Source organism: Hylemonella gracilis ATCC 19624 (assembly GCF_000211835.1).
Classification (GTDB): Bacteria; Pseudomonadota; Gammaproteobacteria; order Burkholderiales; family Burkholderiaceae_C; genus Hylemonella; species Hylemonella gracilis.
This window is the reverse complement of sequence record NZ_AEGR01000018.1, coordinates 12,041-38,412: the sequence shown is the minus strand read 5'-3', so window position 1 is coordinate 38,412 and position 26,372 is coordinate 12,041. Positions and strand designations below refer to the sequence as shown.

25 protein-coding genes and 1 pseudogene are annotated in these 26,372 nt (G+C 67.5%); 11 read left to right on the top strand and 15 right to left on the bottom strand.

The genetic code is table 11. From position 1 onward, the window contains the following. Nucleotides 1-19 precede the first annotated feature (19 nt). Together HGR_RS01335 and HGR_RS01330 are read left to right on the top strand one after the other, a co-directional pair. Nucleotides 20-724 carry a response regulator transcription factor gene (locus HGR_RS01335; RefSeq protein ID WP_006296244.1) on the top strand — a complete coding sequence of 235 codons (705 nt, stop codon included), beginning with the start codon at nt 20-22 and terminating at the stop codon, nt 722-724. Continuing rightward, complete coding sequence (locus HGR_RS01330) at nt 721-2,133, top strand: HAMP domain-containing sensor histidine kinase (RefSeq protein WP_006296243.1); 1,413 nt, start codon at nt 721-723, stop codon at nt 2,131-2,133. Before HGR_RS01335 ends, HGR_RS01330 begins: the two co-directional genes overlap by 4 nt. Here HGR_RS01330 and HGR_RS01325 read toward each other — a convergent pair. Beyond that, nucleotides 2,108-3,043, bottom strand: coding sequence for a LysR family transcriptional regulator (locus HGR_RS01325; RefSeq protein ID WP_006296242.1), 936 nt, complete (start codon nt 3,041-3,043; stop codon nt 2,108-2,110). The two genes, HGR_RS01330 and HGR_RS01325, sit on opposite strands and share 26 nt — an antisense overlap. An 83-nt stretch (nt 3,044-3,126) precedes the next feature. Between HGR_RS01325 and HGR_RS01320 the strand changes: the two genes are divergently transcribed. The 3 genes from HGR_RS01320 to HGR_RS16670 all read left to right on the top strand — a co-directional run bounded on the left by HGR_RS01320 (nt 3,127) and on the right by HGR_RS16670 (nt 5,748). Further along, complete coding sequence (locus HGR_RS01320; RefSeq protein WP_039851971.1) at nt 3,127-3,489, top strand: protocatechuate 4,5-dioxygenase subunit alpha; 363 nt, start codon at nt 3,127-3,129, stop codon at nt 3,487-3,489. A 33-nt stretch (nt 3,490-3,522) separates the two neighbouring features. After that, nucleotides 3,523-4,371, top strand: a complete 849-nt coding sequence (locus HGR_RS01315; protein ID WP_006296240.1) for a class III extradiol dioxygenase family protein — start codon at nt 3,523-3,525, stop codon at nt 4,369-4,371. 237 nt (nt 4,372-4,608) lie between these two features. Beyond that, nucleotides 4,609-5,748 carry a ParA family protein gene (locus HGR_RS16670; RefSeq protein ID WP_006296239.1) on the top strand — a complete coding sequence of 380 codons (1,140 nt, stop codon included), beginning with the start codon at nt 4,609-4,611 and terminating at the stop codon, nt 5,746-5,748. A gap of 66 nt (nt 5,749-5,814) precedes the next feature. Here the strand turns inward: HGR_RS16670 and HGR_RS01305 are convergent, their stop codons facing one another. Next, the gene (locus HGR_RS01305) at nt 5,815-6,810 is read right to left on the bottom strand and encodes a SirB1 family protein (protein WP_006296238.1); all 996 of its coding nucleotides are present in this window, start codon (nt 6,808-6,810) and stop codon (nt 5,815-5,817) included. Between the two features lie 90 nt (nt 6,811-6,900). Then, on the bottom strand, nt 6,901-8,520 hold the full coding sequence (gene murJ, locus HGR_RS01300) for a murein biosynthesis integral membrane protein MurJ (protein ID WP_006296237.1): 1,620 nt from the start codon (nt 8,518-8,520) through the stop codon (nt 6,901-6,903). 140 nt (nt 8,521-8,660) lie between these two features. Between murJ and HGR_RS01295 the strand changes: the two genes are divergently transcribed. Then, nucleotides 8,661-11,606, top strand: coding sequence for a circularly permuted type 2 ATP-grasp protein (locus HGR_RS01295; protein ID WP_006296236.1), 2,946 nt, complete (start codon nt 8,661-8,663; stop codon nt 11,604-11,606). 68 nt (nt 11,607-11,674) lie between these two features. Next, nucleotides 11,675-12,691, top strand: a complete 1,017-nt coding sequence (locus HGR_RS01290) for a transglutaminase family protein (protein ID WP_006296235.1) — start codon at nt 11,675-11,677, stop codon at nt 12,689-12,691. A 58-nt stretch (nt 12,692-12,749) separates the two neighbouring features. Here the strand turns inward: HGR_RS01290 and HGR_RS01285 are convergent, their stop codons facing one another. After that, the gene (locus tag HGR_RS01285; protein WP_006296234.1) at nt 12,750-13,307 is read right to left on the bottom strand and encodes a DUF2937 family protein; all 558 of its coding nucleotides are present in this window, start codon (nt 13,305-13,307) and stop codon (nt 12,750-12,752) included. A gap of 84 nt (nt 13,308-13,391) precedes the next feature. Beyond that, the gene (locus tag HGR_RS01280) at nt 13,392-14,078 is read right to left on the bottom strand and encodes a DsbA family oxidoreductase (RefSeq protein WP_006296233.1); all 687 of its coding nucleotides are present in this window, start codon (nt 14,076-14,078) and stop codon (nt 13,392-13,394) included. Nucleotides 14,079-14,149: 71 nt separating this feature from the next. Between HGR_RS01280 and HGR_RS01275 the strand changes: the two genes are divergently transcribed. Together HGR_RS01275 and HGR_RS01270 are read left to right on the top strand one after the other, a co-directional pair. After that, complete coding sequence (locus HGR_RS01275; RefSeq protein WP_006296232.1) at nt 14,150-15,709, top strand: MFS transporter; 1,560 nt, start codon at nt 14,150-14,152, stop codon at nt 15,707-15,709. Between the two features lie 20 nt (nt 15,710-15,729). After that, entirely contained in the window at nt 15,730-16,254 is a 525-nt protein-coding gene (locus tag HGR_RS01270) for a GNAT family N-acetyltransferase (RefSeq protein WP_039851961.1), read from the top strand. 52 nt (nt 16,255-16,306) lie between these two features. Here HGR_RS01270 and HGR_RS01265 read toward each other — a convergent pair whose 3' ends face one another. Next, nucleotides 16,307-16,759, bottom strand: coding sequence for a MarR family winged helix-turn-helix transcriptional regulator (locus tag HGR_RS01265; protein ID WP_006296230.1), 453 nt, complete (start codon nt 16,757-16,759; stop codon nt 16,307-16,309). Between the two features lie 111 nt (nt 16,760-16,870). On the opposite strand from HGR_RS01265, the gene HGR_RS01260 reads away from it, so the two are divergent. Further along, nucleotides 16,871-17,104, top strand: coding sequence for a DUF2798 domain-containing protein (locus tag HGR_RS01260; protein WP_006296229.1), 234 nt, complete (start codon nt 16,871-16,873; stop codon nt 17,102-17,104). A 44-nt stretch (nt 17,105-17,148) separates the two neighbouring features. Here the strand turns inward: HGR_RS01260 and HGR_RS01255 are convergent, their stop codons facing one another. From HGR_RS01255 to andAc, 8 genes are all read right to left on the bottom strand, one after another. Further along, complete coding sequence (locus HGR_RS01255) at nt 17,149-17,919, bottom strand: ABC transporter ATP-binding protein (RefSeq protein ID WP_006296228.1); 771 nt, start codon at nt 17,917-17,919, stop codon at nt 17,149-17,151. Continuing rightward, entirely contained in the window at nt 17,916-18,722 is an 807-nt protein-coding gene (locus HGR_RS01250) for an ABC transporter ATP-binding protein (RefSeq protein WP_006296227.1), read from the bottom strand. The genes HGR_RS01255 and HGR_RS01250 overlap by 4 nt, the downstream gene beginning before the upstream one ends. Beyond that, nucleotides 18,719-19,696 (bottom strand): branched-chain amino acid ABC transporter permease, encoded by a 978-nt coding sequence (locus HGR_RS01245; protein ID WP_006296226.1) that lies wholly within the window; start codon nt 19,694-19,696, stop codon nt 18,719-18,721. The genes HGR_RS01250 and HGR_RS01245 overlap by 4 nt, the downstream gene beginning before the upstream one ends. 1 nt (nt 19,697) lies before the next feature. Then, complete coding sequence (locus HGR_RS01240; protein ID WP_039851932.1) at nt 19,698-20,618, bottom strand: branched-chain amino acid ABC transporter permease; 921 nt, start codon at nt 20,616-20,618, stop codon at nt 19,698-19,700. A gap of 145 nt (nt 20,619-20,763) precedes the next feature. After that, nucleotides 20,764-21,936: an ABC transporter substrate-binding protein gene (locus HGR_RS01235; protein ID WP_006296224.1), complete on the bottom strand. Its 1,173-nt coding sequence runs from the start codon at nt 21,934-21,936 to the stop codon at nt 20,764-20,766. A gap of 72 nt (nt 21,937-22,008) precedes the next feature. Further along, a complete protein-coding gene (locus HGR_RS01230; protein ID WP_006296223.1) occupies nt 22,009-22,350 on the bottom strand; it encodes a non-heme iron oxygenase ferredoxin subunit in 342 nt (113 codons plus the stop codon). Nucleotides 22,351-22,366: 16 nt separating this feature from the next. Further along, complete coding sequence (gene andAd / locus HGR_RS01225) at nt 22,367-22,903, bottom strand: anthranilate 1,2-dioxygenase small subunit AndAd (protein WP_006296222.1); 537 nt, start codon at nt 22,901-22,903, stop codon at nt 22,367-22,369. A gap of 25 nt (nt 22,904-22,928) precedes the next feature. Further along, nucleotides 22,929-24,248 carry an anthranilate 1,2-dioxygenase large subunit AndAc gene (gene andAc, locus HGR_RS01220; protein ID WP_006296221.1) on the bottom strand — a complete coding sequence of 440 codons (1,320 nt, stop codon included), beginning with the start codon at nt 24,246-24,248 and terminating at the stop codon, nt 22,929-22,931. Nucleotides 24,249-24,492: 244 nt separating this feature from the next. Here andAc and andR point away from each other — a divergent pair, with 244 nt between their 5' ends. Next, nucleotides 24,493-25,542: an anthranilate 1,2-dioxygenase regulatory protein AndR gene (gene andR, locus HGR_RS01215; protein ID WP_050797355.1), complete on the top strand. Its 1,050-nt coding sequence runs from the start codon at nt 24,493-24,495 to the stop codon at nt 25,540-25,542. 121 nt (nt 25,543-25,663) lie between these two features. On the opposite strand, the pseudogene aroQ reads toward andR, so the two are convergent. Then, nucleotides 25,664-26,095, bottom strand: a pseudogene (gene aroQ, locus HGR_RS01210) (type II 3-dehydroquinate dehydratase); the annotation flags it as partial. Between the last annotated feature and the right edge of the window lie 277 nt (nt 26,096-26,372).

Below are 26,372 nucleotides of genomic sequence, written 5' to 3'. Positions count from 1 at the left end.
CCTGATGTGACAATGCCGCATGCACCGCGTACTGCTGCTTGACGACGACGAACAGCTGGGGCCGCCACTGACGGTTTATTGTCAGCGCTTCGAATTGGCGCTGGCTCAGTCGCTGCGGCCGGACGAGGGCCTGGCGCGCTTGCGCACCGAGCATTTCGATGCCGTGATCCTGGATGTGATGCTGCCTGGCATGGACGGCTTCGAAGTCTGCCGCACCCTGCGCAAGGAAAGCGACATCCCCATCATCATGCTCACCGCGCGTGGCGACGTGATGGACCGCGTGGTGGGCTTGGAACTGGGCGCGGACGATTACCTGCCCAAGCCCTTCGAACCCCGAGAGTTGGTGGCGCGCGTGCAGACGATGCTGCGCCGGCGCCACGGCCAGAACGGCCCGCCCGTGATGGTCACGGCGGGCGAGCCGAGTGTGTTGAGCTTCGAGGGGCTGACCCTCGACGCAGCCCGCCGCAGCGTGCTGCGCCAGGGCCAGGCCGTGGAGCTGACCGGTACCGAATTCGAGCTGCTGCACCTGCTGGCGCGCGAGAGTGGCCGGGTCTTCAGCCGCGACGACATCCTCACCCAGCTGCGCGGGCATGACGCCGAGCTCTACACGCGCGCCGTGGACATCGTGGTGAGCCGCCTGCGCAAAAAGCTCGAACCGCTGGACTGCATCAAAACGCTGCGCAACGCTGGGTACACGCTGGCGTTGCGCCGTCTATCGCCATGAAACCCGACACCCCGAGCCCGCCCCTCACCGCGCCGGCCTCACGCGGGCACCGCAGGCTGTGGCCGATTCCGCGCGGTTCGCTCAAGCTGCGGCTGGTGGTGCTGTTCCTGGTGCTGGCGCTGGCCGTGGTCTTGACCTTCATACGCGGGGCGCAGGAGGCTTTCACACTGGGTTGGCGCGACACGGCACGACCTCTGCTCACGGACTACATCGACCGACTCGCGGCCGAGATCACGGTCGACGGCCATCCCGACGTGGCGCGCGCCCGGGCCCTCGTGCAGCAACTGCCCGTGACCGTGGACATCCAGGGCCCGGAACTGAACTGGCGCTCCCATCCGGAACAGACTGCGGACGGCGCCCGGCGACGGCCCCGGCACGCGGGTGTGGACGGGGACGGGGACGGGGATGTAGACCATGAGGACGAGGAAAGGCGTTGGCGCTCCCTGCTGGAGCGTCGCACCGCAGACGGTCATGTGATCCGCTTCGGGCTCAATGAAGCCGCGCTGGAGCGCCGCCCTCACATGATCGGCTACACCTTGGTCATCCTGCTGACGCTGACCCTGCTGGCCTACCTGTACGTGCGCCGCCTGCTGCGTCCGCTGGACGACATCCGGCGCGGCGCCCAGCGCTTCGGCGCGGGCGATTTCGGCGCGCCGATTCCGGTGCGCCACCCCGACAAACCGGACGAGCTCGGCCACTTGGCCCAGACCATCAACACCATGGGCCAGGACATCGCACGCATGCTGGAAGCCCAGCGCGCCCTGCTGCTGGCCATCAGCCACGAACTGCGCAGCCCGCTGACCCGGGCCCGCCTGCACACCGAGTTGCTGCCCGAGACCGGCGAGGTGCAGCCGCAGCGTGCGGCCCTGCTGCGCGACCTGGGCGAGATGGCCCGTCTCATCAGCGACCTGCTGGAGAGCGAACGGCTGGCCAGTCGCCACGCGGCCCTGAACCTGGAAAGTACCGAGGTGGTGGCGTTGGCCCGCGCCTTGATCGATGAATTGGCGCTCACGCAGCCCCGTGCACGCGACATCGAGTTGCACGCTCCTGCAAGCTTGGCACCGCGCCGGCTGGACCCGGTGCGCCTGCGCCTCTTGCTGCGCAACCTGCTCGACAACGCGCTGCGCCACGGCGCGCAAGCCCAGCGCCCCCCGGAACTGCGCATCGTGGAGGAAGGACCGGATCTGGTCCTCGACGTCCGTGACCACGGCCCGGGCGTGCCCGAGGACCAATTGAAGCTGCTGGCCCAACCGTTTTTTCGCCCCGACGCCGCACGCAGCCGGGGCACTGGCGGGGTCGGGCTGGGGCTCTACCTGTGCCGGCTGGTCGCCCAGGCCCATGGCGGCAGTCTGACGCTGCACAACGCCGCACCCGGCCTGCGCGTCACGGTGCGACTGCCGCGCGGCTGAGATCAGGTAAGGCACGCACCACGGCCTCCAGCTCCGCTCGCAGCCAGCGGTGGGCCGCATCCTGCTGGTAGCGCACATGCCAGATCGCGTACATGGGCAGGCTGGGGCAGCTCAGCGGCGGCACGGCACTGGCCAGGCCATGGAAACCTTGGTGGGCCATGAGCCCCGGCGCGGTGGCCAGCAAAGGGGTGCCGCGCACAAAGGCGGGCAAGGCACCCAGGCTGGGCACCATGACGGCGAAGCGGCGCAGCACGCCCTGCTGCGCCAAGTGTTGGTCGAGGTCCAGGCCGCGACGCGGTTCATAGACCACGGTGACGTGATCGGCGGCCAGGTAGTCGGCGAGGTCGCGCGGCGCGGCGCGCACGGCCGGGTCGTGGAAGACACGGTAAGCGTCCTCGAACAGGCGCTTTTGCACGATGTCGGCGCCGTCGGGCGGACGCGGGCTGAGGACGAGCTGGCAGTCATCGTCACGCAGCATTTCCAGACTGGGGATCGTCGAGGGAATCACGCGCAGCACCACCCCGGGCGCCTGCACGCGAAGGCGCGAGGCCAGGGCTGGCAGCAGCAGGTCTCGCTGGAAATCGTTGGCCGCCACGGTCACCGTGGCCTGCCAGCGCGCAGGATCGAAGTCATCCCCCCGGGCGAAGTGCTCCATGTGGCGCAGCAAGGTCCGGGCTTGGGCGGCCAGGGCTTCGGCCCGCGCCGTGGGCGCGATGCCGCGTCCGCTCTTGACGAACAGCGGGTCCCCGGTGACCGCACGCAGTTTGTCCAGCAAATGGCTGACGGCGGACTGGGTCACGCCCAGACGCTGGGCTGCGCCGGTCACCGAGCCGCTGTCCAGCACGGCGAGCAGGAGTTGCAGCAAGCGGCCGTCCAAGTCCAAATGATCGAATTTGCTCATGGGTTCCATGCTGAACGCCCGATTTATCGCGGTCAATGCCTGCGGAATACTTGCAGGCACCCCCTTTGATCTTGATCAAGCAGGAGACCACCATGAGCACCCACACCACGACGCCGCGGCCGTCCATCCCCGGCACCGTCGTGTTCGACGGCGAGCAGGCCCGCAAGGGTTACGCCCTGAACAAGATGTGCTACTCCTTCAACACGGCCGAGAACCGCGCGGCCTTCCAGGCCGATGAAACCGGCTACATGCAGCGCTACGACCTGAACGCGCAGCAGACTCAGGCGATCCGCGAGCGCGATGTGCTGGGCCTGCTGGCGGCCGGCGGCAACATCTACTACTTGGCCAAGTTCGCCGGCATCCTCAAGCTCGACGTGCAGGACCTGGGTGCCTTGCAGACCGGCATGAGCAAGGAAGCCTTCAAGGCCAAGCTGCGGGCCGCCGCCTTGCCATGAGCATCAGCCCACCACGATTTCAGGAACCTCACCATGGCCCAACTCATTGGCGGCGTCGCCACCTCCCACATCCCCTCCATCGGCAACGCGATTGCCAAGGGCTTGCAACAAGACCCGTACTGGAAGCCCTTCTTCGACGGCTTCCCTCCGATCCGGCAATGGCTGGGTGAGCAGAAGCCTGACGTGGCCGTGGTCTTCTACAACGACCATGGCCTGAACTTCTTCCTCGACAAAATGCCCACCTTCGCCATCGGCGCGGCCCCCGAGTACCGCAACGCCGACGAGGGCTGGGGCATTCCCACGCTGCCGCCCCATGTGGGCGAACCGGATCTGAGCTGGCACCTGATCAACCACCTGGTCGAGCACGAGTTCGACCTGGTGACGTGCCAGGAGATGCTGGTGGACCATGCCTTCACGGTGCCGCTCAAGCTGCTCTGGCCTCAGGAGCACTGTCCCGTCACCACGGTCCCGATCTGCATCAACACCGTGCAATTTCCCCTGCCCAGCGCCAAACGGGTTTACGCCTTGGGCAAGGCGGTCGGCGCGGCCATCCAGAGTTGGGACAGCGACAAGCGGGTCGTGGTGGTCGGCACGGGTGGGCTCTCGCATCAACTCGACGGCGAACGCGCGGGCTTCATCAACAAGGCCTTCGACCTCCAGTTCATGGACAGCCTGCAAAACAATCCCGAGTGGGCCACGCAGTTCAGCATCCACGAACTGGTGGAGAAAACCGGCACCCAGGGCGTGGAGCTGCTGATGTGGCTCGCCATGCGCGGCGCGCTCAGCACGGGCGGCGGGACGGTGCGCAAGGTCCATGGCAACTACCACATCCCCATTTCGAACACCGCCACCGGGGTGCTGGCGCTGGCGAGCGAGGCTTGAACCAGCGGCGCCACCATCGCAAGACAGGCCCAGCCCGAGCAAACCCACAAGAAATAGGGGAAGTCGAAACCGCGAAAAACAGCCCTAAACTCCTGTTTCTCCCGGCGCGAAAGACGCTGTTCGCTACAAAATCCATAGCCAAGTCCATTGAAAGCACTGGACTTTGCGCATCTTTAGGGTCAAACTGCCAAAAAGAGCGACAGACCGACTTCGCGCGCACAGCTTATTGGAGCATTCATGCCTGTCATCGCCATCGTCAATCGCAAGGGGGGAAGCGGCAAAAGCACGCTCGCCACGCATTTGGCGGCTTGGTGCGCACATCAAGGCCACGCCGTCATGCTGGGCGACGTTGATCGCCAGCAGTCTTCCCGCAATTGGCTGCACAAGCGCAGCACCTCACTTCCGCCCATCGCCCCCTGGGCCATCAACCAGAACGTGCTGCGCGTGCCCGCGGGCATCACGCACGTGATCCTGGACACCCCGGGCGGCCTGCATGGCTTCGATTTGGCTCGCATGATCATGTTCGCCGACGCCGTCATCATGCCGGTCTGCAGCTCGGCCTTTGACCGCGAATCCGCCGCCACCTGCCACGCCGAGTTGATGAGCCTGCCGCGCGTGATTTCGGGCCGCTGCAAGGTGGTGAGCATCGGCATGCGCGTGGACGAAGACTCAGATTCGGGCGAAGTGCTGGCCCAGTGGGCCGCCAAGCTCAACCTGCCTTTCCTCGGCGTGCTGCGTGAATCGGCCGTGTACGTGCAAAGCACCGAGCGCGGGATGACCCTGTTCGACATGGCCCACAGCATGGCCAACGCGGCCGTGCAGGCCGGCCATTTCCAGATTGCCGACGCCCAAACCGATGACCTGCAGACCGACCTGCAGCAGTGGAGGCCCATCCTGGATTGGCTGCAACCCTATTTGGGCGCGAGCCCTGCGGTGGCGGGCATGGACGCCGCCGATGGTTCGCCCAATCTGGCGCCGCAAACGGCCGCGACGGCCCCAGCCCGCTCGGCAGCGCCGCAGTCTGGGGGCTCTTCCGGTTCAATGGCGCGTGAGCCCGCGGTGAATGCCTCGGTCGAAGCGATGCCCACCAATGTGACCAGCCAAGTCCTCGCCGCGGCGACGAATGCGGGGGCAAATCTGGCGTCTCGCCTCATGAACTCACGCCAGCCCGCGCCAGTGACGCGCATCGGCTCACCGCGCGTGCTGGATCGTGTGGCTGGCAGCGGTGTTCTGCGCGGCGGTTCGGCGGCAACACCCTCGACGCCTGCACAAGCTACCGCTCCATCGCCCCAGGCGAATGACGTCGCGCGCGCCGAGGACGCGGCGGAAGACGATCTGGCGCACATTCCCGCCTTCCTCAAACTGGTCAAGGCCTGAGAGCCACCGCCTCGGCCGCCGGTCCGAGGCCAGAAGACCGCGACGCCCGACGCCGCCCGCGCGGAGTCAGCCCATCGCACGCCGCAGCGCAGCAACGCGTGCCGTCAGTGCTTGACGCTCCGCCAGGGCCGCCGCGCTGGGCGGGTTTCGCTCCCCGGTCTTTTGCTCCCAGTCTTCGCCCGCCCCGTGTTCCACCCGCGCCAGATAGGTTTCCAGATCGCTGAGGGCGGATGGCACATGGCCCAGTTCGGCACGCGCGAGGCCGCGGTCTCGGTACTCCTCCCAAGCCGCGGGCAACAACACCAGCAAGCGGTCCTCCACGGCCACCATGCGCTGCCAGTCACGCTGGCCCCGGTGGATTTCCTTGAGGTTGCGCAGCATGCGGGCCAGGATGTCGCGCGGTGGCAGGGTGCGCAGGTGCCAGGCGAGCGAGAAGTCGGCGGCGGCATCATTCGCAACCTGGCTGTGAGGCAAATCACCAGCCGCCGAGGAGCGCCAGGTGTCCAGCCGCTCCAGCAATTCTTCCCGGCTCAGAGACTCACCACTGAACGGATCGATGACCACCTGCGCGAGCGGTTTGGCCTCACGGCTGGTTTGCCCAGCGGGCGTTGGCACCTGGACCTTGACCAGGAAGTGACCGGGAAATCCCACGCCCTGGGCCTCCAGACCCAGGCCCTGGGCCAGTTCCAGCCATAGCACGGCCAGCGAGACGGGAATACCCCGGCGGCGCTCCAGCACGCGATGCAGGTAGCTGTTGTCCGGGTCGTGGTAATGGTTGCGATTGCCCGCGAAGCCCAGCTCCTCGAAAAAGAAGTGGTTGAGCATGCGCAGCTTGTGCAGGGCCGACGCATCAGCGGGCAAGCGTGCGCGCACACGGGCCAGCAAGGCGTCGACTTCCGCCAGCACCTGTTGCACGTCGAGCCGAGGGTATTCGTCCTGGCCCAGGCACACGGCGGCCTCCAGCAAGGGCAGCCGGCCGGACGGGCTCGCGCCCTGGGTGTGCTCCTGCACCAGCACGGCAAAGTAGTCGAGCGGTGTGGGCGCTTGAAATACGAAATTCATGGACTCCAGCCCCTGTGCAATCCTTCATGCGGTCGGCCGCGGCCCGACGCCGTGCACCGGTTTATAGCAGGCCACAACGCCCCGTGGGGCTCAACGTCGCATCAAGGCCCGCAGGCGCAATCCGGACATCCAGGCCGCCCCCAGGTAAATGACGCCCGCACCGGCCACGACCGCGCACAAGAGACCTATGCGCAAGCCGGGCTGGGCCCGCAAACCCGTCCAGTCCCACGCCCCGGCAGCCCAGTACAGATAAGCCGCGAGCAGCGTTGAGGCCAGAACCACCCGCGCCAGGAACGCCCACCAGCCTGGCGAGGGCCGGTAGCTGCCGCGCTTGCGCAGGCCCAGCAAGAGCCAGAGCGCGTTCACGAGCGCCCCAATGCCGATGGACAACGACAGCGCCGCGTGCTGCCACAGCGGCACCAGCACGATGTTGAGCAGCTGCGTGAGCACCAGCACCACGATGGCGATGCGCACCGGCGTCCGGATGTCCTGGCTGGCGTAATACCCCGGTGCGAGCACCTTGACCGCGACCACGCCCAGCAAACCTGCCCCCCAGCCCATCAGGGCCGCGGCCGTCATCTGGACATCGCGCGCGGTGAAGGCGCCGTAGTGGTAAAGCGCCGCAGTCAAAGGCTGGGCGAACAGCAACAGGGCGAGTGAGCAGGGAACGGCCAGCAGCACGACCAAGCGCAATCCCCAATCGAGCAGCTCGGAGTAGCGCGACGCGCCCTGCTGCGCATCGCTCATGGACTTGGCGGCCGCCAACTGCGGCATGAGCACCACGCCCAGGGCCACGCCCAGCAAGGCCACGGGAAACTCCATCAGGCGGTCGGCGTAACTCAGCCAGCTGACGCTGCCCGGCGCGAGGTAAGAAGCGATTTGGGTGTTGATCAGCAGCGACAGCTGGGCCACGCCCACACCCAGCAAAGCGGGTGCCATCAACGTGAGCACGCGGCGCGTGCCCGGGTCGCTCCAGGCCGCACGCAGCGACTTGGGCGTCAATCCGATGCGGGGCAGCAGTTGCATGCGCTTGAGGGCCCAGGCCTGCGCGCCCAATTGCAACAGTCCGCCCACCAGCACCCCGACCGCTAAGGTGTAGATGGGCTCTATGCCATGCGCCAGCAACCAGGGCGAGCCCCAGTAAGCGCCGAACAACGCCGCCACGATCATCGCGACGTTGAGCAGCACCGGCGTGGCCGCTGGCACGGCAAAGCGCCGCCAGGTGTTCAACACGCCGGCGGCCAAGGCCACCAGCGACATGCAAGCGATGTAGGGGAACATCCAACGCGTCATGAACACCGCCGCGTCGTAGGCCGTCACCGCGCCTGAGCCTGCCGCTGCCAGGGCGGTGGATTCACGCAAGCCCGAGGCCAGCAGCCAGACCAGGGCAGGCGCCGCCAAGACGCCTGCAATGCTGACGATCAGCAGCACCCAGGCCAGCACCGTCGCTGCCCGGTCGATCAGGTGGCGCGCGGCATCCGCACCTTCCCGCTCCTTGACGGTCGCCAGCACGGGCACGAAGGCCTGGCTGAAAGCGCCCTCGGCGAACAAGCGGCGAAACAGATTGGGAATGCGAAACGCGACGTTGAAGGCATCGGTCAGGGCGCTGGCACCAAACGCGGTGGCAATCAGCAATTCCCTCGCCAGGCCGGTGACGCGCGACACCAGGGTCAGCAGCGAGACCGTGGAAGCGGCTTTGAACAAACTCATGACGACACAGACTCTTGAAGCTCCCGGGAGGGCCGTCAGTGTAGCCAGCTCCTGTAAAGCCTCCGGGCCTCGGCGTGGGGGCGCCGAGACACGCCCCGAACTCCGGTCCCGGCCGCGAGGGCCAATGTCACAATAGCGCCATGGTGGACCGAGCCAGCCCTGACCTTTTCGACGACGACACCCTGCCCTCCACCACGCAGCAGGTGTTGCGCTTGGCCTTGCCGCCCGGCCTGGAGCACTTCGACGAGTTGCGCGGCCAGACGCCCAGCCAGACGCCTCCGTCAGCCGCAGTGCCAACGGCCCCGGCCGCCAGCCCAGCCGCCGCGGCCCCGGGCGCGTCGGCGGGACCTGCCGCCCTCTCCCTTGCCGCGGGCGTCAAAGCCAATCCGGCCGCGCAGAACATCCCGCCGGCGAGCACCACCCCGTCCACGGGCAACCCGACCACCGCCCGGGCCACCGCCGCGGCGCCCGCATCGTCCAGTGCATCCAGTGCGCCCCGGCCCACGCTTGCGCCCCACTGGACCGCATTTTTCGAACACCTGGGCGCGGAAGGTTTCGCCGACCTCAATCCCCGCGCGGCCAGCCTGGCGCGGCAGATCCGCGACAACGGGGTCAGCTACAACGTCTACGCCGACGCCAGCGGCCCGCAGCGGCCTTGGTCACTCGACCTCTTCCCCTTCATCGTCACGCCCGAGCAATGGCAGCACATCGAAGCTGGCGTGCTGCAGCGCACGCGGCTGCTGGAACAGGTGATGGCCGACGTCTACGGCCCGCAACGCCTGCTGAAGAACGGTCTGCTGCCGCCGGCCCTGGTGCAAGGACACTCCGGCTACCTGCGCGCCATGCACGGCGTGGCCCCGGTGGGCGGGGTGCACCTGCACATCGCCGCCTTCGACCTGGCGCGCGGCCCGGACGGCCATTGGTGGATCGTCTCGCAGCGCACCCAGGCTCCCTCGGGCCTGGGCTATCTGCTGGAAAACCGCCTCGCCATCTCGCGCCAGTTCCCGCAAGCCTTCGAAGGCATGCGCGTGCAGCATCTCGCGGCCACCTACCGCGCGCTGATCGAAGGCTTCAAGCGCATGAGCGCGGCCCACGTCAGCCCGGGCCAAGACGCGCACATCGCCCTGCTAACGCCCGGCCCGTACAACGAAACGTATTTCGAGCACGCCTACCTGGCGCGTTACCTGGGCCTGACCCTGGTCGAAGGCCACGACCTGACCGTGCGCGACCAGAAGCTCTACCTCAAGACCCTGCGCGGGCTGGAGCCCGTGCACGTGCTGCTCAAGCGCCTGGACGATGAATTCCTCGACCCGCTGGAACTGCGCCCCGATTCGACCCTGGGCGTGCCCGGCCTGCTGCAGGCCATCCGCGCGGGCAACGTGATCGTGGCCAACGCGCCCGGCTCGGCCTTCCTCGAGTCCGGCGCCTTGCTGGGTTTCCTGCCGGCGCTGTCCCGGGAGCTGCTGGGCGAGACCCTGTCCCTGCCCGCGCTGCCCACCTGGTGGTGCGGCGAAGAAGCCAGCGTGCGAGACGTGCAGGAAAGCCTGGCCGAGTGCGTCATCAAGCCCACCTACCCCGCGCCTTCGGGTGCGTCCGAGACCGTGCTGTGCCGCCAATTGAAGCGCGAGGAGCTGGACCAATGGATGGGCCGGCTGCTGCGCGAAGGCGAGAAGCACACGGTGCAGAGCTACCTGCCCCTGTCGCAGACGCCGACCTGGCACGTCAACCGCATCGCCCCGCGCCCAGCGCTGATGCGCGTCTTCGCCATGTGCGATGGCCTGGAAACCAGTGGCGCCCGCGCGGGACAACCCCGCTGGCGCGTGTTGCCCGGCGGCCTGACCCGGCTGGCCACGCGGCTGTCCGACGGCAGCGCCGGCATGGCCTCCATGCAGCGCGGCGGCAGCAGCGCCGACACCTGGGTGCTGACCTCGGGTGAGGTGGACCGCACCACCCTGATTGGCGCGCCGCCCGCGGCCATGCCCGCCTCTCGGCACGAGCCGCACGACAAGCGCAAGCGCCTCGTCACCAGCCGGGCGGGCGAAAACCTCTACTGGCTGGGCCGCTACACCGAGCGCGCCGAGAACGCCTTGCGCCTGGCCCGGCTCGCCCTGGACAGCCTGAGCGCGGGCATGGGCCTGCAAGCTGGTTTTGGCGAACAGGAAACACGCTCCACCACCCTGCTGGATTGGCTCAGCGACCTGGCTCAGCGCAACAGCCTGGTACCCCCGGGTGCCCCCTCGGCGACGCAGGCGCGGCGCGTCTTCGCGCGCACCTTGATCGCCAACCTGGGCGGAACCCAGCACGCCGCCAGCGTGGGCCAAAGCCTGCGCGCGCTCAAGACCGCCGCCTTTGGCGTGCGCGAGCGTTTGTCGCAGGAGCACTGGAAGGTCATCACCGAGGCCGAAACCGAATTCACCCAGCGCAGCGCGCGCCTGAGCAGTCAGGGCGGTGCCTTGGGCATGGCCGCGCACAACGACTACGCCGTCACCGAGGCCCTGCGCCTGCTGGACGCCACCAGCATTCACCTGGCGGCCATCACGGGCGGCCAGACCGATCGCATGACGCGCGACGATGGCTGGCGCCTGCTCTCCATCGGCCGGCACATCGAGCGCCTGAGCTTCCTCGCGCCAGCGTTGTCCAGCAGCTTCGCCAGTGGCGCGGTGCAGGAAGAAGACGGCGGGTTCGAGAGCCTGCTCGCCCTCTTCGACAGCACCATCACCTTCCGCGCTCAGCACCAACTCAGCCATGACACCACGGCCCTGCTGGATCTGCTGCTGCGCGACACCGAGAACCCGCGCTCCCTACGCTGGGTGGTGCAGAACCTGCAGAAGCACCTGGCCCGCCTGTCGGGCCTGTCCGTGGACCAGGACGCACTGGCCGCCCTGCTGCCCGCTGACCCAGCCTGGGCCCTGGGCCCGAGGACCCCAGCGGCGAGCGAGGAAGCGACGAGCGAGCCCGCCGAAAACGCCACGGCCCTGCAGTCCCTGCTCGCCGATTGCGAACAAGCGGCCTGGCGCATCTCCGATGAAATCAGCCAGCGCTACTTCACGCATGCCGGACAGGCCAGCCAGAGCCTGGAGCTCTGAGCTGTCTCGCCCCTCGACGAACCCGAACGTCCCCAACGGCAAGCGCGCCCCTCAGACCGAAGACTGGCATGGACCTGCACATCACCCACGAAACGCGCTACGACTACGCCAGCACGGTTGAACTCGCGCAGCACATCGCCTACCTGCGTCCGCCCGACACACCCTGGCAAACCGTGCTGGAGCACCAATTGACCGTCGAGACTGGGATGGGCGAAGACTCGCCTCGCCCCACGCCCACAGGCCCCGACGCCTGGTCGGTCGATGTTTACGGCAACCACCGCGCATTTTTCGCCCTGGACCGTCCGCACAACTTGTTGCGCGTGACAGCGCTCAGCGCCCTGATCACGCGCGCGCCACACCCCACCGCATCCACCCTTAGCACCGTGACCTGGGAGGCGCTGCGTGATCAGTACCGCTACCAGGCCCGCGCGACCTGGCAGTCCGCCGCCGAGTTCAGTTTTTCCTCGCCGCGCGCGCCGCGCCACGAGGCCTTTGCCGCCTACGCGCGCCCCAGCTTCACGCCAGGCAGGCCCGCCCTGCAGGCCGCGCGTGAGCTGATGACCCGCATCCACGCGGACTTTCAATACCAGACCCACAGCACCGAAGTGCACACCCCCGCGCTCACGGCGCTGGAGATGCGCCAGGGGGTGTGCCAGGACTTCGCCCACATCATGCTGGCCTGCCTGCGCAGCGTGGGCCTGGCCGCGCGTTATGTCAGCGGCTACCTGCTGACGACGCCGCCACCCGGCCGGCCGCGCCTGATAGGGAGCGATGCCTCGCACGCCTGGGTGTCCCTGTGGCTGCCGGACCTGCGGTCCGAGGAAGACGACCAGGTGAGCAAGGCGAACGAGGAAAGCGCCCGCGGCGGCTGGTACGACCTGGACCCCACGAACGCCCGCGATGGCTGGGGCACGCCCGGCGAAGACTACGTGACGCTGGCCACCGGGCGGGACTACGCTGATGTGCCGCCCTTGCGCGGCGTCATCCACGGCGGCGGCACGCACGGCCTGCATGTGGCGGTGACGGTCGCGCCGCAAGATGAGCTGGCCGCGCTGACATCCCCGGCCCAAGCGACGGCGGTCTAGGAGCGGTTTGAGCGCCCGGGCACAAAGCCCGGATTCACAACGCGAGTGATCGGCGCGATCACTCCGCCGCGCGGGCCGGCTTCGGCTTGCGCTGGAAGAGCTGGCGCACTTGGCTCACCACCAGGTCGGCGATCCAGCGGCCCAGGGCCATGGCGAACTCCAGCAGCAACAGCGCGGTGAGGGCGACCACCCCGCCGGCGACCAACGCCTCCTGCGTGAGCGGGGCGGTGGGGGTGTACTGCAGCAAGGTCTGCTCGCGCAGATTGGGGTCGGCGAACATGGCCAAGTGCCAGAGGCGTTCGTGCAGCGGCCCTTGCATGGCCTTGTGCTGGGCCAGCAGCCGCAAGCGGCGCTTGTTCATGCGGTCGATGGCCTCACCCTCGGCCTGAAAGGGCGCGATGGCGCTGTCGCGGTGCAGCTTGATGAGGGCATCGATGTTGCCGCCCGTGTGCTGGTTGGCGATGCGCTGGAAGGGCTCGAAATTCAGCGTGACCTCGCGCAGGCTGGCGTCGACACGCTTGGCGTATTGGTCGGCCAGGTTGGGCAACTGCATGCCCAGGAGCATGAACACGCAAGCCACGGCAATCAGGATGTAGCGAACCAGGAAGGAAACCATAGAACCTCGTTGTCGTTTTTAGGGTGCAGCGGTATCGGTGGACTGGCAGGCGCGCAGTGAAGAGCAGCGAGTAAGACGGGGGATTCAGGCCGACGGCGACTCGGCGGCGGCTTCGGCCGCGATGCGCTGCAGGGCCTCTTCGTACATGGCCGCGGGCTGCCCGCCCGAGATGAGGTAGCGGCGGTTGACCACCACGGCGGGCACGGCGCTGATGCCCGCTTGCTGCCATTCACGCTCACTCTCGCGCACGGCCAGGGCATAGTCCTCCCCGGCAAGGATGGCGCGCGCGCGCGTCGCGTCCAGACCGGCGGCCTGCGCTGCCTGAGCCAGCACCTCGACATCCGCGACGTTCTCGGCCCGGCCGTGGTAGGCCGCCATGAGTTCTTTCTTGAGCGCCCATTGTTTGTCCGGGCCATTGCCGGCCTCGGCATCCGCCGCCCAGGCCAGCAGGCGGTGGGCGTCGAAGGTGTTCCAGACGCGGCCTCGGCCTTCAGGCTTGAAGGCGAAGCCCACCGCGGCGCCACGTTCCCGGATGCGCTCGCGGATCTCGGCCTGCTGCTCGGGGGTGGAGCCGTACTTCTGCGTCAAGTGCTCACCCACGTCCTGCCCCTCGGGGCCCATCGACGGATTCAGCTCGAAGGGCTGGAAAGTGACCTGCGCATCCACGCGACCCACCAGCTTGTCCAAGGCTTGCTCCAGTCCGCCCAGACCGATGGCGCACCAGGGGCAGGCCACGTCGGACACAAAATCGATCTGCAAGCTGCTGCTCATGACTGCACTCCGGCCGCGGGATTCGCGGCAAAGCCGGACGGCGAATGCCCCGGAACGGGATAATCATAGCCATGACGGCCCCAACTCCCGGTCAAGCCGATGCACACATCGGTGACCAAGCGCAACAGACGCCCCCCGTGCTGACCCCGGCCCCGGCCAACGACGGTCTTCCCGACGGCCTGCCCTTCAAACAACGCCTGCAAGCGCTGGCCGTGATCATCCTGGGACTGGTGGTCTCGGTGCTGGACGCCTCCGTCGTCAACCTGGCGCTGCCGCCGATCATGCGCGACCTGAACGCCAGCGCGGCCGGCTCGATCTGGATCCTCAACGCCTACCAGCTCACCACCCTGGGCCTGCTGCTGCCCCTGGCCAATCTGGGTGACCGACTGGGCCACCGCCGCGTCTACCTGGTGGGCATGGCCATCTTCACCCTGGCTTCGCTGGCCTGCGGCCTGGCGCAAACCCTGCCCCAGCTCGCGGCCGCTCGCGCGCTCCAGGGCGTGGGTGCCGCCGGCATCATGAGCGTGAACGCCGCGCTGGTGCGCCAGATCTACCCGCGCCGCCTGCTGGGCCGTGGCCTGGCCATCAATTCCATGGTGGTGGCCGCCTCCACCGTGGCCGGGCCGACCGTGGCCGCGGCCATCCTGTCCATCGCCACCTGGCCCTGGCTGTTCCTTGTCAACATCCCCTTGGGCCTCCTCACGCTGTGGCTGGGGCGGCGTTCGCTGCCGCACAGCCCGCCGGCCACGCACCGCACCGAATGGACGCTGCTGGACGCGGCGCTGAACGTGCTGGTCTTTTCCCTGGTCTTCCTGGGCGCGGACGGGCTGGGCACCCACCTGGACGCCGCGCCGGGCACGGCCCACGCGGAGGGTACGGGTGTGGCGGGCTTCGGCGCACCTGACCTGCTGCTGCCCGCGCTGCAGTTGCTGGCGGGCCTGCTGCTGGGCGTCTGGTACGTGGCGCGTCAGCGGCGCATGACGCGCCCGCTGTTGCCGCTGGACCTGCTGCGCATACCGGTGTTCGCCTTGTCCATGTGCGCCTCGGTCGGCGCCTTCTGCGCGCAGATGATCGCCTTCGCCGGCTTGCCCTTCCTGCTGCTGGAAGTGCAGGGGCGCACGCCGCTGCAGGCCGGTGCCCTGCTCACCGCCTGGCCCCTGGCCATCGTGGTGGCCGCGCCCCTGGTCGGCCGCGTGATCGGCAAGGTGCCCGGCGCCTGGCTGGGTGCTGCGGGCATGGCGCTGCTGGCCACGGGCCTGGTCCTGCTGGCCCTGCTCCCGCCCCACGCCAGCGACCTCCGGGTGGTGGCCTGTCTGCTGCTGTGCGGCGCGGGCTTCGGCATCTTCCAGTCGCCCAACAACCACATCATCCTGACCACCCCGCCGGCGCAACGCGCCGGTGCGGCCGGCGGCATGCTGGGCACCGCGCGCCTGACCGGCCAGACCCTGGGGGCCGTGGTGCTGGCCACCGTCTTCAGCTTCTACCCTCTGACCGTGATCGGCGGCGCGGACGCGGCAGACACCGCCTTCGGCCCCTCCTTGGCCCTGGCCATCGGCGCCATGTTCGCCTTGGCCTCGGGCACAGCCAGCCTGCTGCGTCAACCTCCCAGAAGCGCACGACCCCCCGAATGACCACGGCGAAGATCGACCCCATGAGCCACAGCCCCGCCACCCCGCACCTTCAAGTCCGTCACGTCAACTACCGCGACGCGCGTGATGCCGACGCGTTGGTGGCCCTGCTGGACCTCTACGCACGCGACCCCATGGGCGGCGGCGAGCCCTTGCCCGAGGATGTGAAACGCCGCTTGCCCAGCGACCTGGCGGCGCAGCCGGGTGCGTTCAGCGTCATCGCCTGGGCGCGCTCCGATCAAGGCAGGGAAGAAGCCGTGGGCCTGGCGAACTCCTTCCTGGGGTTTTCGACCTTCAAGTCACGCCCCCTGCTCAACATCCACGACATGGCCGTGCACCCGGACCACCGCGGCCGGGGCGTCGGCCAGGCCCTGCTGGCCGCCGTCGAGCAGCACGCACGGCAGTTGGGCTGCTGCAAGCTCACGCTGGAAGTGCTCTCGGGCAACGCGGTGGCCCAAGCCAGCTACCAGCGCTTCGGCTTCGCGCAATACCAGCTGGACCCGGCGGCGGGGCAGGCGCTGTTCATGCAGAAGTGGTTGGTTCCTTGAGTTCAGTGTGATGGTGTCTGGGATTGGGTGACCGGATCCAGCGCCCCAGCACTCAAGGCTCCACGTCGATCGCGTCGGCGATTCGCGCCAGCGTCTCCAGCGCCGCCAGGGCGGCAGCCAAGTCTGCCTCGTCGGCTTGACGCAGGCGCAAGCTCCAGTAGGCCTTGATGCGACGGATGCCGTCGACCGCGAGGTCGGTCGGCACGACCTGGACGCTGCGTGCATTGCCCTCGACCGTCTCACGCCGGACCAGGCCCCGCGTTTCCAGAGCGCGCAGGGCCGTGCTGACATTGCTGCGCTGCAGGCCCGTCGCGTCGGCAATCTGGCTGGGCGTGGCATGCGGGCGGGTATGCACGTCGCGGATTACAGCCACCTCAGTCCCCGTCAAAGGGGGCAGGCCGTGCAATTCGGGATGACGGATGTCGAGCTTGCGCGCCAGTTCGAGCACGGCATCGGCCAGGCTGGCCAACTGTTCGTCGCTGATCCCCTTCTTCTTGCTGCTCATGGCGGGCCCACTCTATGATTATGTTTTGATAATTATAAATATATAATAAAAATCTCATGCCAGCGCACAGCTCGGTCCCCGGTGCGCGCAATCAATCTTTTGGAGAACCCGATGATCAACAAGAAACGCATTCTGCTCACCCAAGTGCTGATGACCGGCATGATGGCCGCGACGATGTCGGGCATCATGTCCCTGATCGCGCTCGGGCCGGGTGCGGTCTGGCTCGGGGTCTGGGCCCGGCAATTCGTCTGCGCCTGGCCCATCGCCTTTGTCATGACCACGCTGATCTGGCCCATCGCCAACCGGCTGAGCGGCTTGCTGCTGCGCGAGACCGCCACGCACTGACCCGCCATCGGCGAGAGGGCTGGGGCCTCGGCCCTGGAGGCGACTCAGACGCCCAGGTAGGCCTGCCAGACGCTGCGGTCCGCCCGCAGCGCCGCCGAATCCCCCTGCCATACCACCCGCCCCCGCTCCAGCACCAGATGCCGGTCGGCGAGGTCCAACAGGCGCTCGATGTACTTGTCCACCACCAGGATGGTCTGGCCCAGGTCCTTGAGCTGGCGCAGGCACTTCCAGATTTCCTCGCGGATCACGGGGGCCAGGCCTTCGGTGGCTTCGTCGAGGATCAGCAAGCGCGGGTTGGTCGAGAGCGCACGGGCGATGGCCAGCATCTGCTGCTCGCCGCCCGAGAGCTGGTTGCCCATGTGGTGCTTGCGTTCCCGCAGGCGCGGGAACAGGGCGTAGAGCTTGCCCAGATCCCAGGCTTCGCGCTGGTCGTTGCGGGTATCGGCGAAGGCGATCAGGTGCTCTTCCACCGTCAGGTTGGGGAAGCATTGCCGCCCTTCGGGCACGATGGCCACGCCCAGGCGGGCGATGGCGTCGGGCCGCAGGGCCTGGCGCGGGCCGCCAGCCTGCGCAGCCGCGACCGTCGTTTCACCGAAGCGGATGCGCCCCCGGTGCAGCGGCAAGGCACCGATCAGGGTCTTGATGGTCGTGCTCTTGCCCATGCCGTTGCGGCCCAGCAGGGTCACGACTTCACCGGCCCGAATGCTCAGGTCGATGCCAAAGAGCACCTGGCTGGCGCCCTCGCCCGAGCCCACAGCGGCACCATAACCCGCCTCGATGCCTTCGGCGTCCAGCAGCGCTTGCGCCAAGCTCATGCGACATCCTCCGTACCCAGGTAGACCGCCTGCACTTGCGGGTTGCCGCGGATCTCGTCCACGCTGCCCGAGGTGAGCACCTTGCCGTAGACCAGCACCGAGATGCGATCGGCCAAGGCGAACACGGCCTTCATGTCGTGTTCGATCAGCAGGATGGCCATGTCTTGCTTCAGTGTTTGGATCAATGCCGTCATGCGTTCACTGTCCTCCGGCCCCATGCCGGCCATGGGTTCGTCGAGCAATAGCAGCTTCGGTTCCGCCGCCAGGGCCAGGGCCACGTCCAACTGGCGCTGCGCCCCGTGCGGCAAGGTGCCGGCCAAGCGCTCCAGCCTGCCTCCCAGGCCCACGCGCTCGGCCAATGACACGGCCTGTGCATGCAGGGCGTCGTCGCGCGCGCGGTCAGCCAGCAAGGTGTGCAGCACACGCGGCAAGCCGCGCCCCGAGCCGCCCGGATGACGACCGCCCGAGGACTGCACGGCCAGCAGCAGGTTGTCCAGCACCGTGACCTTGGGAAAGATGCTGGTGATCTGAAAGCAGCGCGACAGGCCAGCGCGCACGCGCGCATGCATGGGCAGGGGCGTGAGGTCCACACCATCGAGCGTGATGCGGCCCGCGTCCGGCGCATGCAGTCCGGAGATGAGGTTGACCAGCGTGGACTTGCCCGCGCCATTGGGACCGATCAGCGCGTGGATCTCGCCCGCGTTGACGGCGAGGGAAACATCGTCCGTGGCGCGCAACGCACCGAAGTGCTTGACCAGGCCCTGGACCTGGAACAGGGCCGTTGTGGCTGTCGTAGCGCTCATGCCGCACCCTCCTGGGCTGCCGCGCTGGTCGCGGCGCGTGTCGTGCGCGCGCGGCCTTGCAGCAAGCCCGCGATGCCGCGCGGCGCGAGGAAGACGATGGCGACGAGCAGCACGCCCAGCGGCAGATGCCAGTAATCGGTGTAGGCCTTGACGATTTCTTCGAGCCCGATCCACACCGCCGCACCCACCGGGCCGCCCCAGCGCTGCCCCACGCCCCCGATGACCACCATCACCAACAGCGTGGCCGATTGCGTCCAGTGCATCATGGACGGGCTGGCGAAGTTATTGTGCGAGACCAGCATGGCCCCGGCCAAACCCGCCACGCCCCCCGCGATGGCAAAGGCAGCGAGTTGAATGCGCCCCACCGGAAAGCCCAACGCCCGCATGCGCGTCTCGTTGTCGCGCACGCCCATGAGCGCATGGCCGAAGCGTGAGCGCGTGGCACGGTTGAACAGCAGCATGGCACCCGTGAACAAGGCCAGCACCACCCCGTAGAAAACGCTGTCGTTCAGGGTGTTCAGACCGACACCGAAGGAAGTGGGCGTCACCAGGTTGTAGCCGTCGTCCCCGCCATAGGGCCGCAGCGAGACGGCCACGTAGTACAGCATCTGCGCGAAGGCCAGCGTGATCATGATGAAGTACACGCCGCGCGTGCGCAGCGCCACCAGGCCGATCAGGGCGGCAGCCAGCGCCGCCACCAGAAGGGCCGCGGGCCAAAGCAGCCAGGCGCTGTGCACACCCGAGTGCGCCAGCGCGACCAGCGTGTAGGCGCCCACGCCCAGAAAGCCGCAGTGCCCCAGCGCAGCCAGACCGCCGAAACCGAGGATGAAGTTCAAGCCCGCGGCAGCCAGTGCAAAGATCAGCACGCGCCGCACAAAGCCCACGTAAAAGTCCAGCCCCAGCGAGGGCGCCACCAGCGGGAACACCGCCAGCAACAACAGCGCCACCCAGGGCAGCCAACGAGCCAGTTTCATTTCAGCCTCGCGCAGGGAACAGACCAGCAGGCTTGAACGCCAGCACCGTCGCCATCAAGGCATACATGGCCAGCCCCGCGACGAGCGGCGCGACATCGGACACGGCCGCGGGGGGCAGCACCGCGCGCAAGGCCATGGGCACGAAGGCACGCCCGCAGGTGTCGACCAGCCCCACCAGCAGCGCCGCGATGAAAGCGCCACGCACCGAACCGATGCCGCCAATCACCAACACCACCAGGGCGGGAATCAGGATCTCCTCGCCCATGCCGACCTGCACCGCCGTGATCGGCCCCATCAACGCACCGGCCAAGGCGGCCAGCGCCGCGCCCAGCAGGAAGACGCCAGAGAACACCCGGCCCACGCGCACGCCCATGAACTCGGCCATCGCTCGATTGGAGGCCCCTGCGCGCACCAGCATGCCCACGCGGGTGTGGTTGACCAGCAGGTACAGGCCCAGCGCGACCAGCAGGCCCACCCCCAGGATGAGCAAGCGGTAGGACGGGTAAGGCAGGCCAGGCAGGACCTCGATCGGTTCGACCAAGGCGGTGGGCGAGGACGCCATCAACGGCGCCGGACCCCAGATCATCTTCACCGCGTCGTCGGCCACCAGGATGATGCCGAAGGTCGCCAGCACCTGGGCGAGGTGGTCACGCCCGTAGAGGTGCCGCACCAGCAAAGCTTCCAGCGCCAGGGCAACCAGCAGCACCACGGCCAGGGCGGCCAGCAGTCCTGCGAGGAAGGAGCCGCTGCTGGTGTGCACCTGGGCCGCCACATAGGCCCCGCCCATGAAGAGCGAGCCGTGGGCCAGGTTCATCACGTCCATGATGCCGAAGACCAGTGTCAAACCGGCGGCCAGCAGGAACAACATCAGGCCATAGCCGATGCCGTTGAGCATCTGCTCGACAAAAAGTATGGGGGTCATAACCAACAACGTCCGCGCGCTACAAACCCAACCCAGGGCTCCCGCGGAACCGGCAAAGCCTGAGCCGCTGGGAGCGCCCCGGACACGCAAGTGGCCCTGCCGTGCCCGGGGGAGGCGCCGAAGGCGCCTCGGGGGGGGAGCACATTCACATCTTGCATTGCGAGTAATAGGCGTCGCGGTAGCTCTTGAGCGGCGTGGAAAGCGTCTTGTTGGTCAGCACACCGTCCTTGTTCTTCTCGATCACGCGCAGGTAGTAGTCCTGGATCGGGAACTGGTTGTTGCCGTACTTGAAGCTGCCCTTGATGGACGCGAAGTTGGCCGCCTTGAGGGCCTTGAGCACCGCTTCCTTGTCGTCGACCTTGCCCTTCACGTCCTTGACGGCGGCGTCCATGGCCATGATGGCCTCGTAGGCGTGCGCGGCGTAGAAGGTGGGGTAACGGCCGTAGGCCTTGCGGAACTCGCTCACGAACTTCTGGTTGGCGGCGTTGGGCAAGTCATGCGACCAGGGCGAGGTGGAGTACAGGCCCAGGATGGGCTCGCCCACGGCGGCGATGGTGTCCTCCTCGGCCGAGGCCGGGCCGGTGATCAGGCGCACGTCCTTGGACAGGCCGGCGGCGACGAACTGCTTGATGAAGTTGATGCCCATGGCGCCGGGCAGGAAGAAGAACACGGCCGCCGGCTTGGCGGCGCGGATCTGCGCCAGCTCGGCCGCGTAGTCGATCTGGCCGACCTTGCCATAGACCTCGGCGACGATCTCGCCCTTGTAGGTGCGCTTGAAGCCACCCAGGTGATCACGCCCCGCCGGGTAGTTCGGCGCGATCAGGAAGGCGCTCTTGACCTTCTGGTCGCTGGCCCACTGGCCCGCGGCTTCGTCCCAGGTGTCGTTCTGGTAGCTCAGGCCGAAGAAATAGGGGTTGCACTGCTCGCCCGCGTACTGGCTGGGGCCGGGGTTGCTGCTGATGTAGGGCACTTTGGCGCCGAACAGCACGGGGCCCACGGCCAGCGCGATGTTGGACGGCACGGGGCCGGTGAAGAAATCGATGTTGTCGCGCTGCACGAAGCGCTGCACGATCTGGCGCGCCTGGTCGGGGCTGCCGGCCGTGTCGGCCTGGATGAACTCCGCCGGGTAGCCGCCCAGCTTGTTGTCCAGCAGCTTGATGGCCAGGTTGATCGCGTCGCGCGCCTCGGCACCGCCGACCGCGAAGGGGCCGGACAAGTCCAGGGCCAAGCCGACCTTGACCGGATCAGCGGCCTGCGCATTCAGGCCGAAGCTCAGGGCCAAAGCCGCCAGAGCGGTGGGAAAGAAAGAAGATTTCATGCATGCTCCATGTTGGAAAAATCAAAGGAAATCCGACCCGGCATCGACCCAACGTCGACAAAGCTCGGAGTTTTAACCGATTCCGACCTCGACCCGGCCTGCCCCGTCCCTCGTGACGACGCGGATCGGGAAACTCCGCACGGCCTGCGTGACCGGCCCGCCACAGGGCTGGCCCGTGGCGATGTCGAACAGGCCCTGGTGCAGCGGGCATTCGACGCAGCCGTTCTCCACATAGCCGTCCGACAGCTTGGCCGCACCGTGCGTGCACAAATCGTGCAGCGCATGCAGTGCCTCGCCCGCGCGGAATACAGCAATCGGCATGCCAGCGGCCACCACGGGCCAGACCGCGCCATCGGGAAAGTCGTCCGGCTCGCCCACGTCATGCCACTGGAGGTCTGCAACGGTTTCATTCATGGTCAATGCCTCTGCATCAGATGGGCGTAGCCAACAGCGTCATCACACGCGAGGTGTCGTAGATCACCCGTTTGCTCTTGTAGCGCCAGCCCTCGGGCGTGCGAACGATGCGGTCCAGATAACGGCCTGCCTGGTAGACGAAGGACTCACCATTGGTGCGGGTCTGGATGACCACGTAACTGGATTCGACCTGCACTTCGTTCGCGCTGACGGGCTGGATGGTCAGGCCCGAGGTCATGTGGCGGTTGCTGTGGTCTTCGTAGATGTTGGCGTGGCGCAGCGAGAGCACGCGGTCGCGCAGCATCTTCTGGTTGTCGCAGTAGATCAGGCCGATGGGCAAGCCCAGGTCGGCGTTTTCCTTGGGCACGATCTCGTAGAGGCAATCGGGCGTGAACATCGCCGCCCAGTCTTCGAGGCGGTTGTTGTCCAGCGCGGCGCAGTAGCGTTCCTGCAACTGGCTGATCTCGAACCAAAGGGTGATGGACTCCAGCGTCGCCGCGGCAGGTGCGGTTGTGGTCGGGCTCACCGGTTTGTTGAGCGTCAGGGTGGTCATGGTCGTGTTCCTCTTCCCGTTCTCTTCAATAGCCCATGAGCTTCTGGTACCCCGCCCAGAACTTGCGGATCAGGTTCTCGGTGATCATGGTGTCCTGCCTGGGCTCGCCGTCCGTCAAGCCCAGCGCCATGATGGACGCGGCATCGCCATCGCGCAGGGTGGCGCGCTGCACCAGTTCCGTGGCTTCGGTGTCTTCCATCGAGATGTAGCCCGCCGGCCCGACGAGGTTGGCCTGCTTGATGCGCAAGGCACGCAGCTCGGGCGTGTCGTCGGCGTAGCCGAAGAAGTGGAACACCAGCTCGAACTGGTCGGGCCCCTTGGGCAGCACTTGGCGGCAAACCAAGGTGTTGTGAATTTGCTGCAGCACGAGCTGCGGAAAGATCGTCTGGATGTGGTTGGTGCAGTCTTCCTCGTACTCGGAGACGAAACCCAGCACCGAGTCGTCTTCGAGGTGGAAGCCCTCGTCCATGGAACGGATGGCCTGCTGCTTGTACGCATCGGCCGTGTCTTCCTTCTCTTCCTTGGGCTTGGTCGCGGTGATGATGCTGTGCAGGCCGTGCGTGGCGTCGGGCAGCGAGCGCGCCTTCATGCCCACGCGGAAGATGTTGAAGGTGGTGTGAAAGAGGTGCAGCAGGCTGGCGTGGTACGGGTCCTTCACGTTCTCGTAATAGAGCTTCCAATTGCTCTTGGCGAATTGCCGCGTGCAGCCCAGGTAGACGATGGGCTTGTGCATGATGCGGTCCACCCAGGGCCGCATTTCAGCACCCAGGTAGTCGGGCAGCGGCGGCGTTTCCGCGCTGAAGGTGGCGAAGACGATGCCCCTGTAGCTGTCCACGCGCAGTTGCTTCAGGCCGTGCTCGGCCGGCTTGAAATCCGCCGGCATGCCCGGCGCGCCGTCCTTGCCGCGACGGAAAGGCACGCCCTGCAGATTGCCCTTGCAATCGAAACTCCACTGGTGGTAGACGCAGGTGTGTTCCTTGGCATTGCCGCGCGCGTTGCGACAGACCATGGCGCCGCGGTGCGCGCAGCGGTTGACCCAGCAGGCCAGCTCGCCCTCGGGTGTGCGCGTCACCACCACGGGCGTGTCGCCGACGAAGGTGCTCTTGTAATCGCCGGGGTTCGGGATCTCACACTCCAGCGCCACGAAGCTCCAGACCGGGCCACGGTAAATGCGCTCCTGCTCGCGCTCGTAGACCTCCTGGGAGCTGAACACCTTGTAGGGCGTGCGCGAACCATCCGCCCGGGGGAAATGCACCACGGCTTCTTGGGCCGTGGCGGCGGCCGAGGCACCTGCCCCTGGGTTCGCGCCCGTTTTCGGTGCGCCCACGTCAACGACGTCATTCATCAAAGTGCTCCTTGTGACTGAACCCTCCGTGCGCGTCGTGACGGCGCGGCGGGGAATGGCCACATTGTTGGAACACTCGCGGCACGCGGCTATCCGTTTGCCGCAGACCGGACAGCGCGCTGTCCATTTAGCGCGGCTTTCACGCGGGAACTTGACCTGCGTGAAGCAGGGTGCGCGAGGCCTGGCGCGCTTCTTGCACTTTGCTGCCCGCTTCCGGACTGTTTCCTGGAACACCGAACCGGCCATGCAACTCGCCCCCCGTCCCGCAGCCGTCGCCACCGATGTCGGCCCCTTCGAACCCCGGGCCTTGCGCGCGCACCGGCTGTTCGAATCCGACGACCTGGACGAGGCCCGCGAGCGCATCTCGCGGGTCATGCAGCCGCACCGGCTGCGCCCCTTGGGCGCGGGCACGGGCCGCCCCTCGCGTTCGCACATGGACTACGTGCGCCTGGGCGAACTGGGCCTGGGCACCATCGCCTTCTTCGGCCAACCCACGCAAGTGGACGTGGAGGCGGTGGAGGATTACCACTTGCTGATGTTCTGTCTGCGCGGCCACGCCGAGGTGCGCAGCGCGGGCCGCACCTTCACGGCCAGCCCCTGGACCGGCGTCGTCTGCGCGCCGGGTCACTCCTTCCTCGCCGACCTGTCACCCGACTGCGAGCAGTTCGTGCTGCGGCTGGACCGCCACATGGTCGAGGCCCATCTGGGTTTGGAAGGCGCAGCGGCCCGCTTTCATGGCGCGCTGGATTTGCGGCGCCCCGGCTTGCAGGCCTGGCTCGAACAACTGCGCCTGATCGCCGGGTCCCCCGCCCTGCTGGACACGGCGCGGCGCCATCCCCTGGTGGCCGTCGAGATGGAGCGCTTGCTGGTGCACCTGCTGCACGAGGGCCAAGGCTGGGGGACGGACACGCACGACGCCAACCTGCAGACCACGGGCATCGCGCCGGCCTGCGTGTTGCGCGCCGAACGTTGCATGGCCGAGCGCGCGGGCGAGGCGCTGCGCCTGGCCGACATCGCCGCCGCAGCCGGAACCTCCACGCGCACGCTGCTGGAAGCCTTCAAGCGCTTTCGCGACACCAGCCCCATGCAGCACCTGCAGGCCCTGCGCCTGGAACGTGCTCACGCGATGCTGTGCGCCGCCCGCGGCGAAGCCGACGGCGCGTCCCCCGTGGAGACGGCCTCGGTCGCCGCGATCGCCTTCGATTGCGGCTTCACCCACCTCGGGCGTTTCGCTCAGGCCTACCGCCGGCGTTATGGCGTGCCGCCTTCGGTCACGCTGGCGGCACGGCGCTGAGCGGGGCGAGCCGGTGCGCTCAGTCCTTGGACGGCAGGCGGGCCACGCCTTCCGACGCGGCCGGGGCTTCGAGCGCGCGGCCGTCGCGCACCACGCCCTCGCTGGCGCGATGCTGCATCACCAAGCCGTCGATGGCCAAGGCATACCCGCCCACGCCGAAGCCCGCCATGACGGCCGAGGCGACGGGGCTGATGTAGCTGTGGTGGCGGAAAGCCTCACGGGCGTGGACGTTGCTGATGTGCAGTTCGATGAGACGAACACCCGCACCCTTGATCGCATCGTGCAAGGCGACGCTGGTGTGGGTGTAGGCCCCCGCGTTGAACACCACACCAATGGCCGCGCCCTGGGCCTGGGCACGGCCGGCTTCGTGCAGCCAATCGACCAGCGCGCCTTCGTGGTTGGTTTGACGAAAATCCAGCTTCAACCCATGCTGGGCCGCCGCGCGTTCGCACAGGGCCTGCACGTCGGCCAGGGTCTGTGCGCCATAGATGCTCGGCTCGCGCGTGCCCAGCAGGTTGAGGTTGGGACCGTTGAAGACATAGAGGGTTTTCATGCGTTTGAGTCTAAGCGATTCGAGCGTCAACTTGGCACCGTTGCCTGGCGGCGGTGAGGTTAACCTGGCTCAGGCCCATGGACCACGGGCCTGGTTAGGGGGAGCGTCCGTGCCGGAGGTTCAAGACTTTGTTGACATTGAAATGTCAAGCGTGGCCTCTATGATCAGGTACTGCGTTTTTGTGCACTTTTCACCCATCTTTCTCGATCACGGCGAACCCGCCTGTTTCAGGGCCGGTTACCTGAATCCGTCCTCCCAACCTCCCACGACACATCAA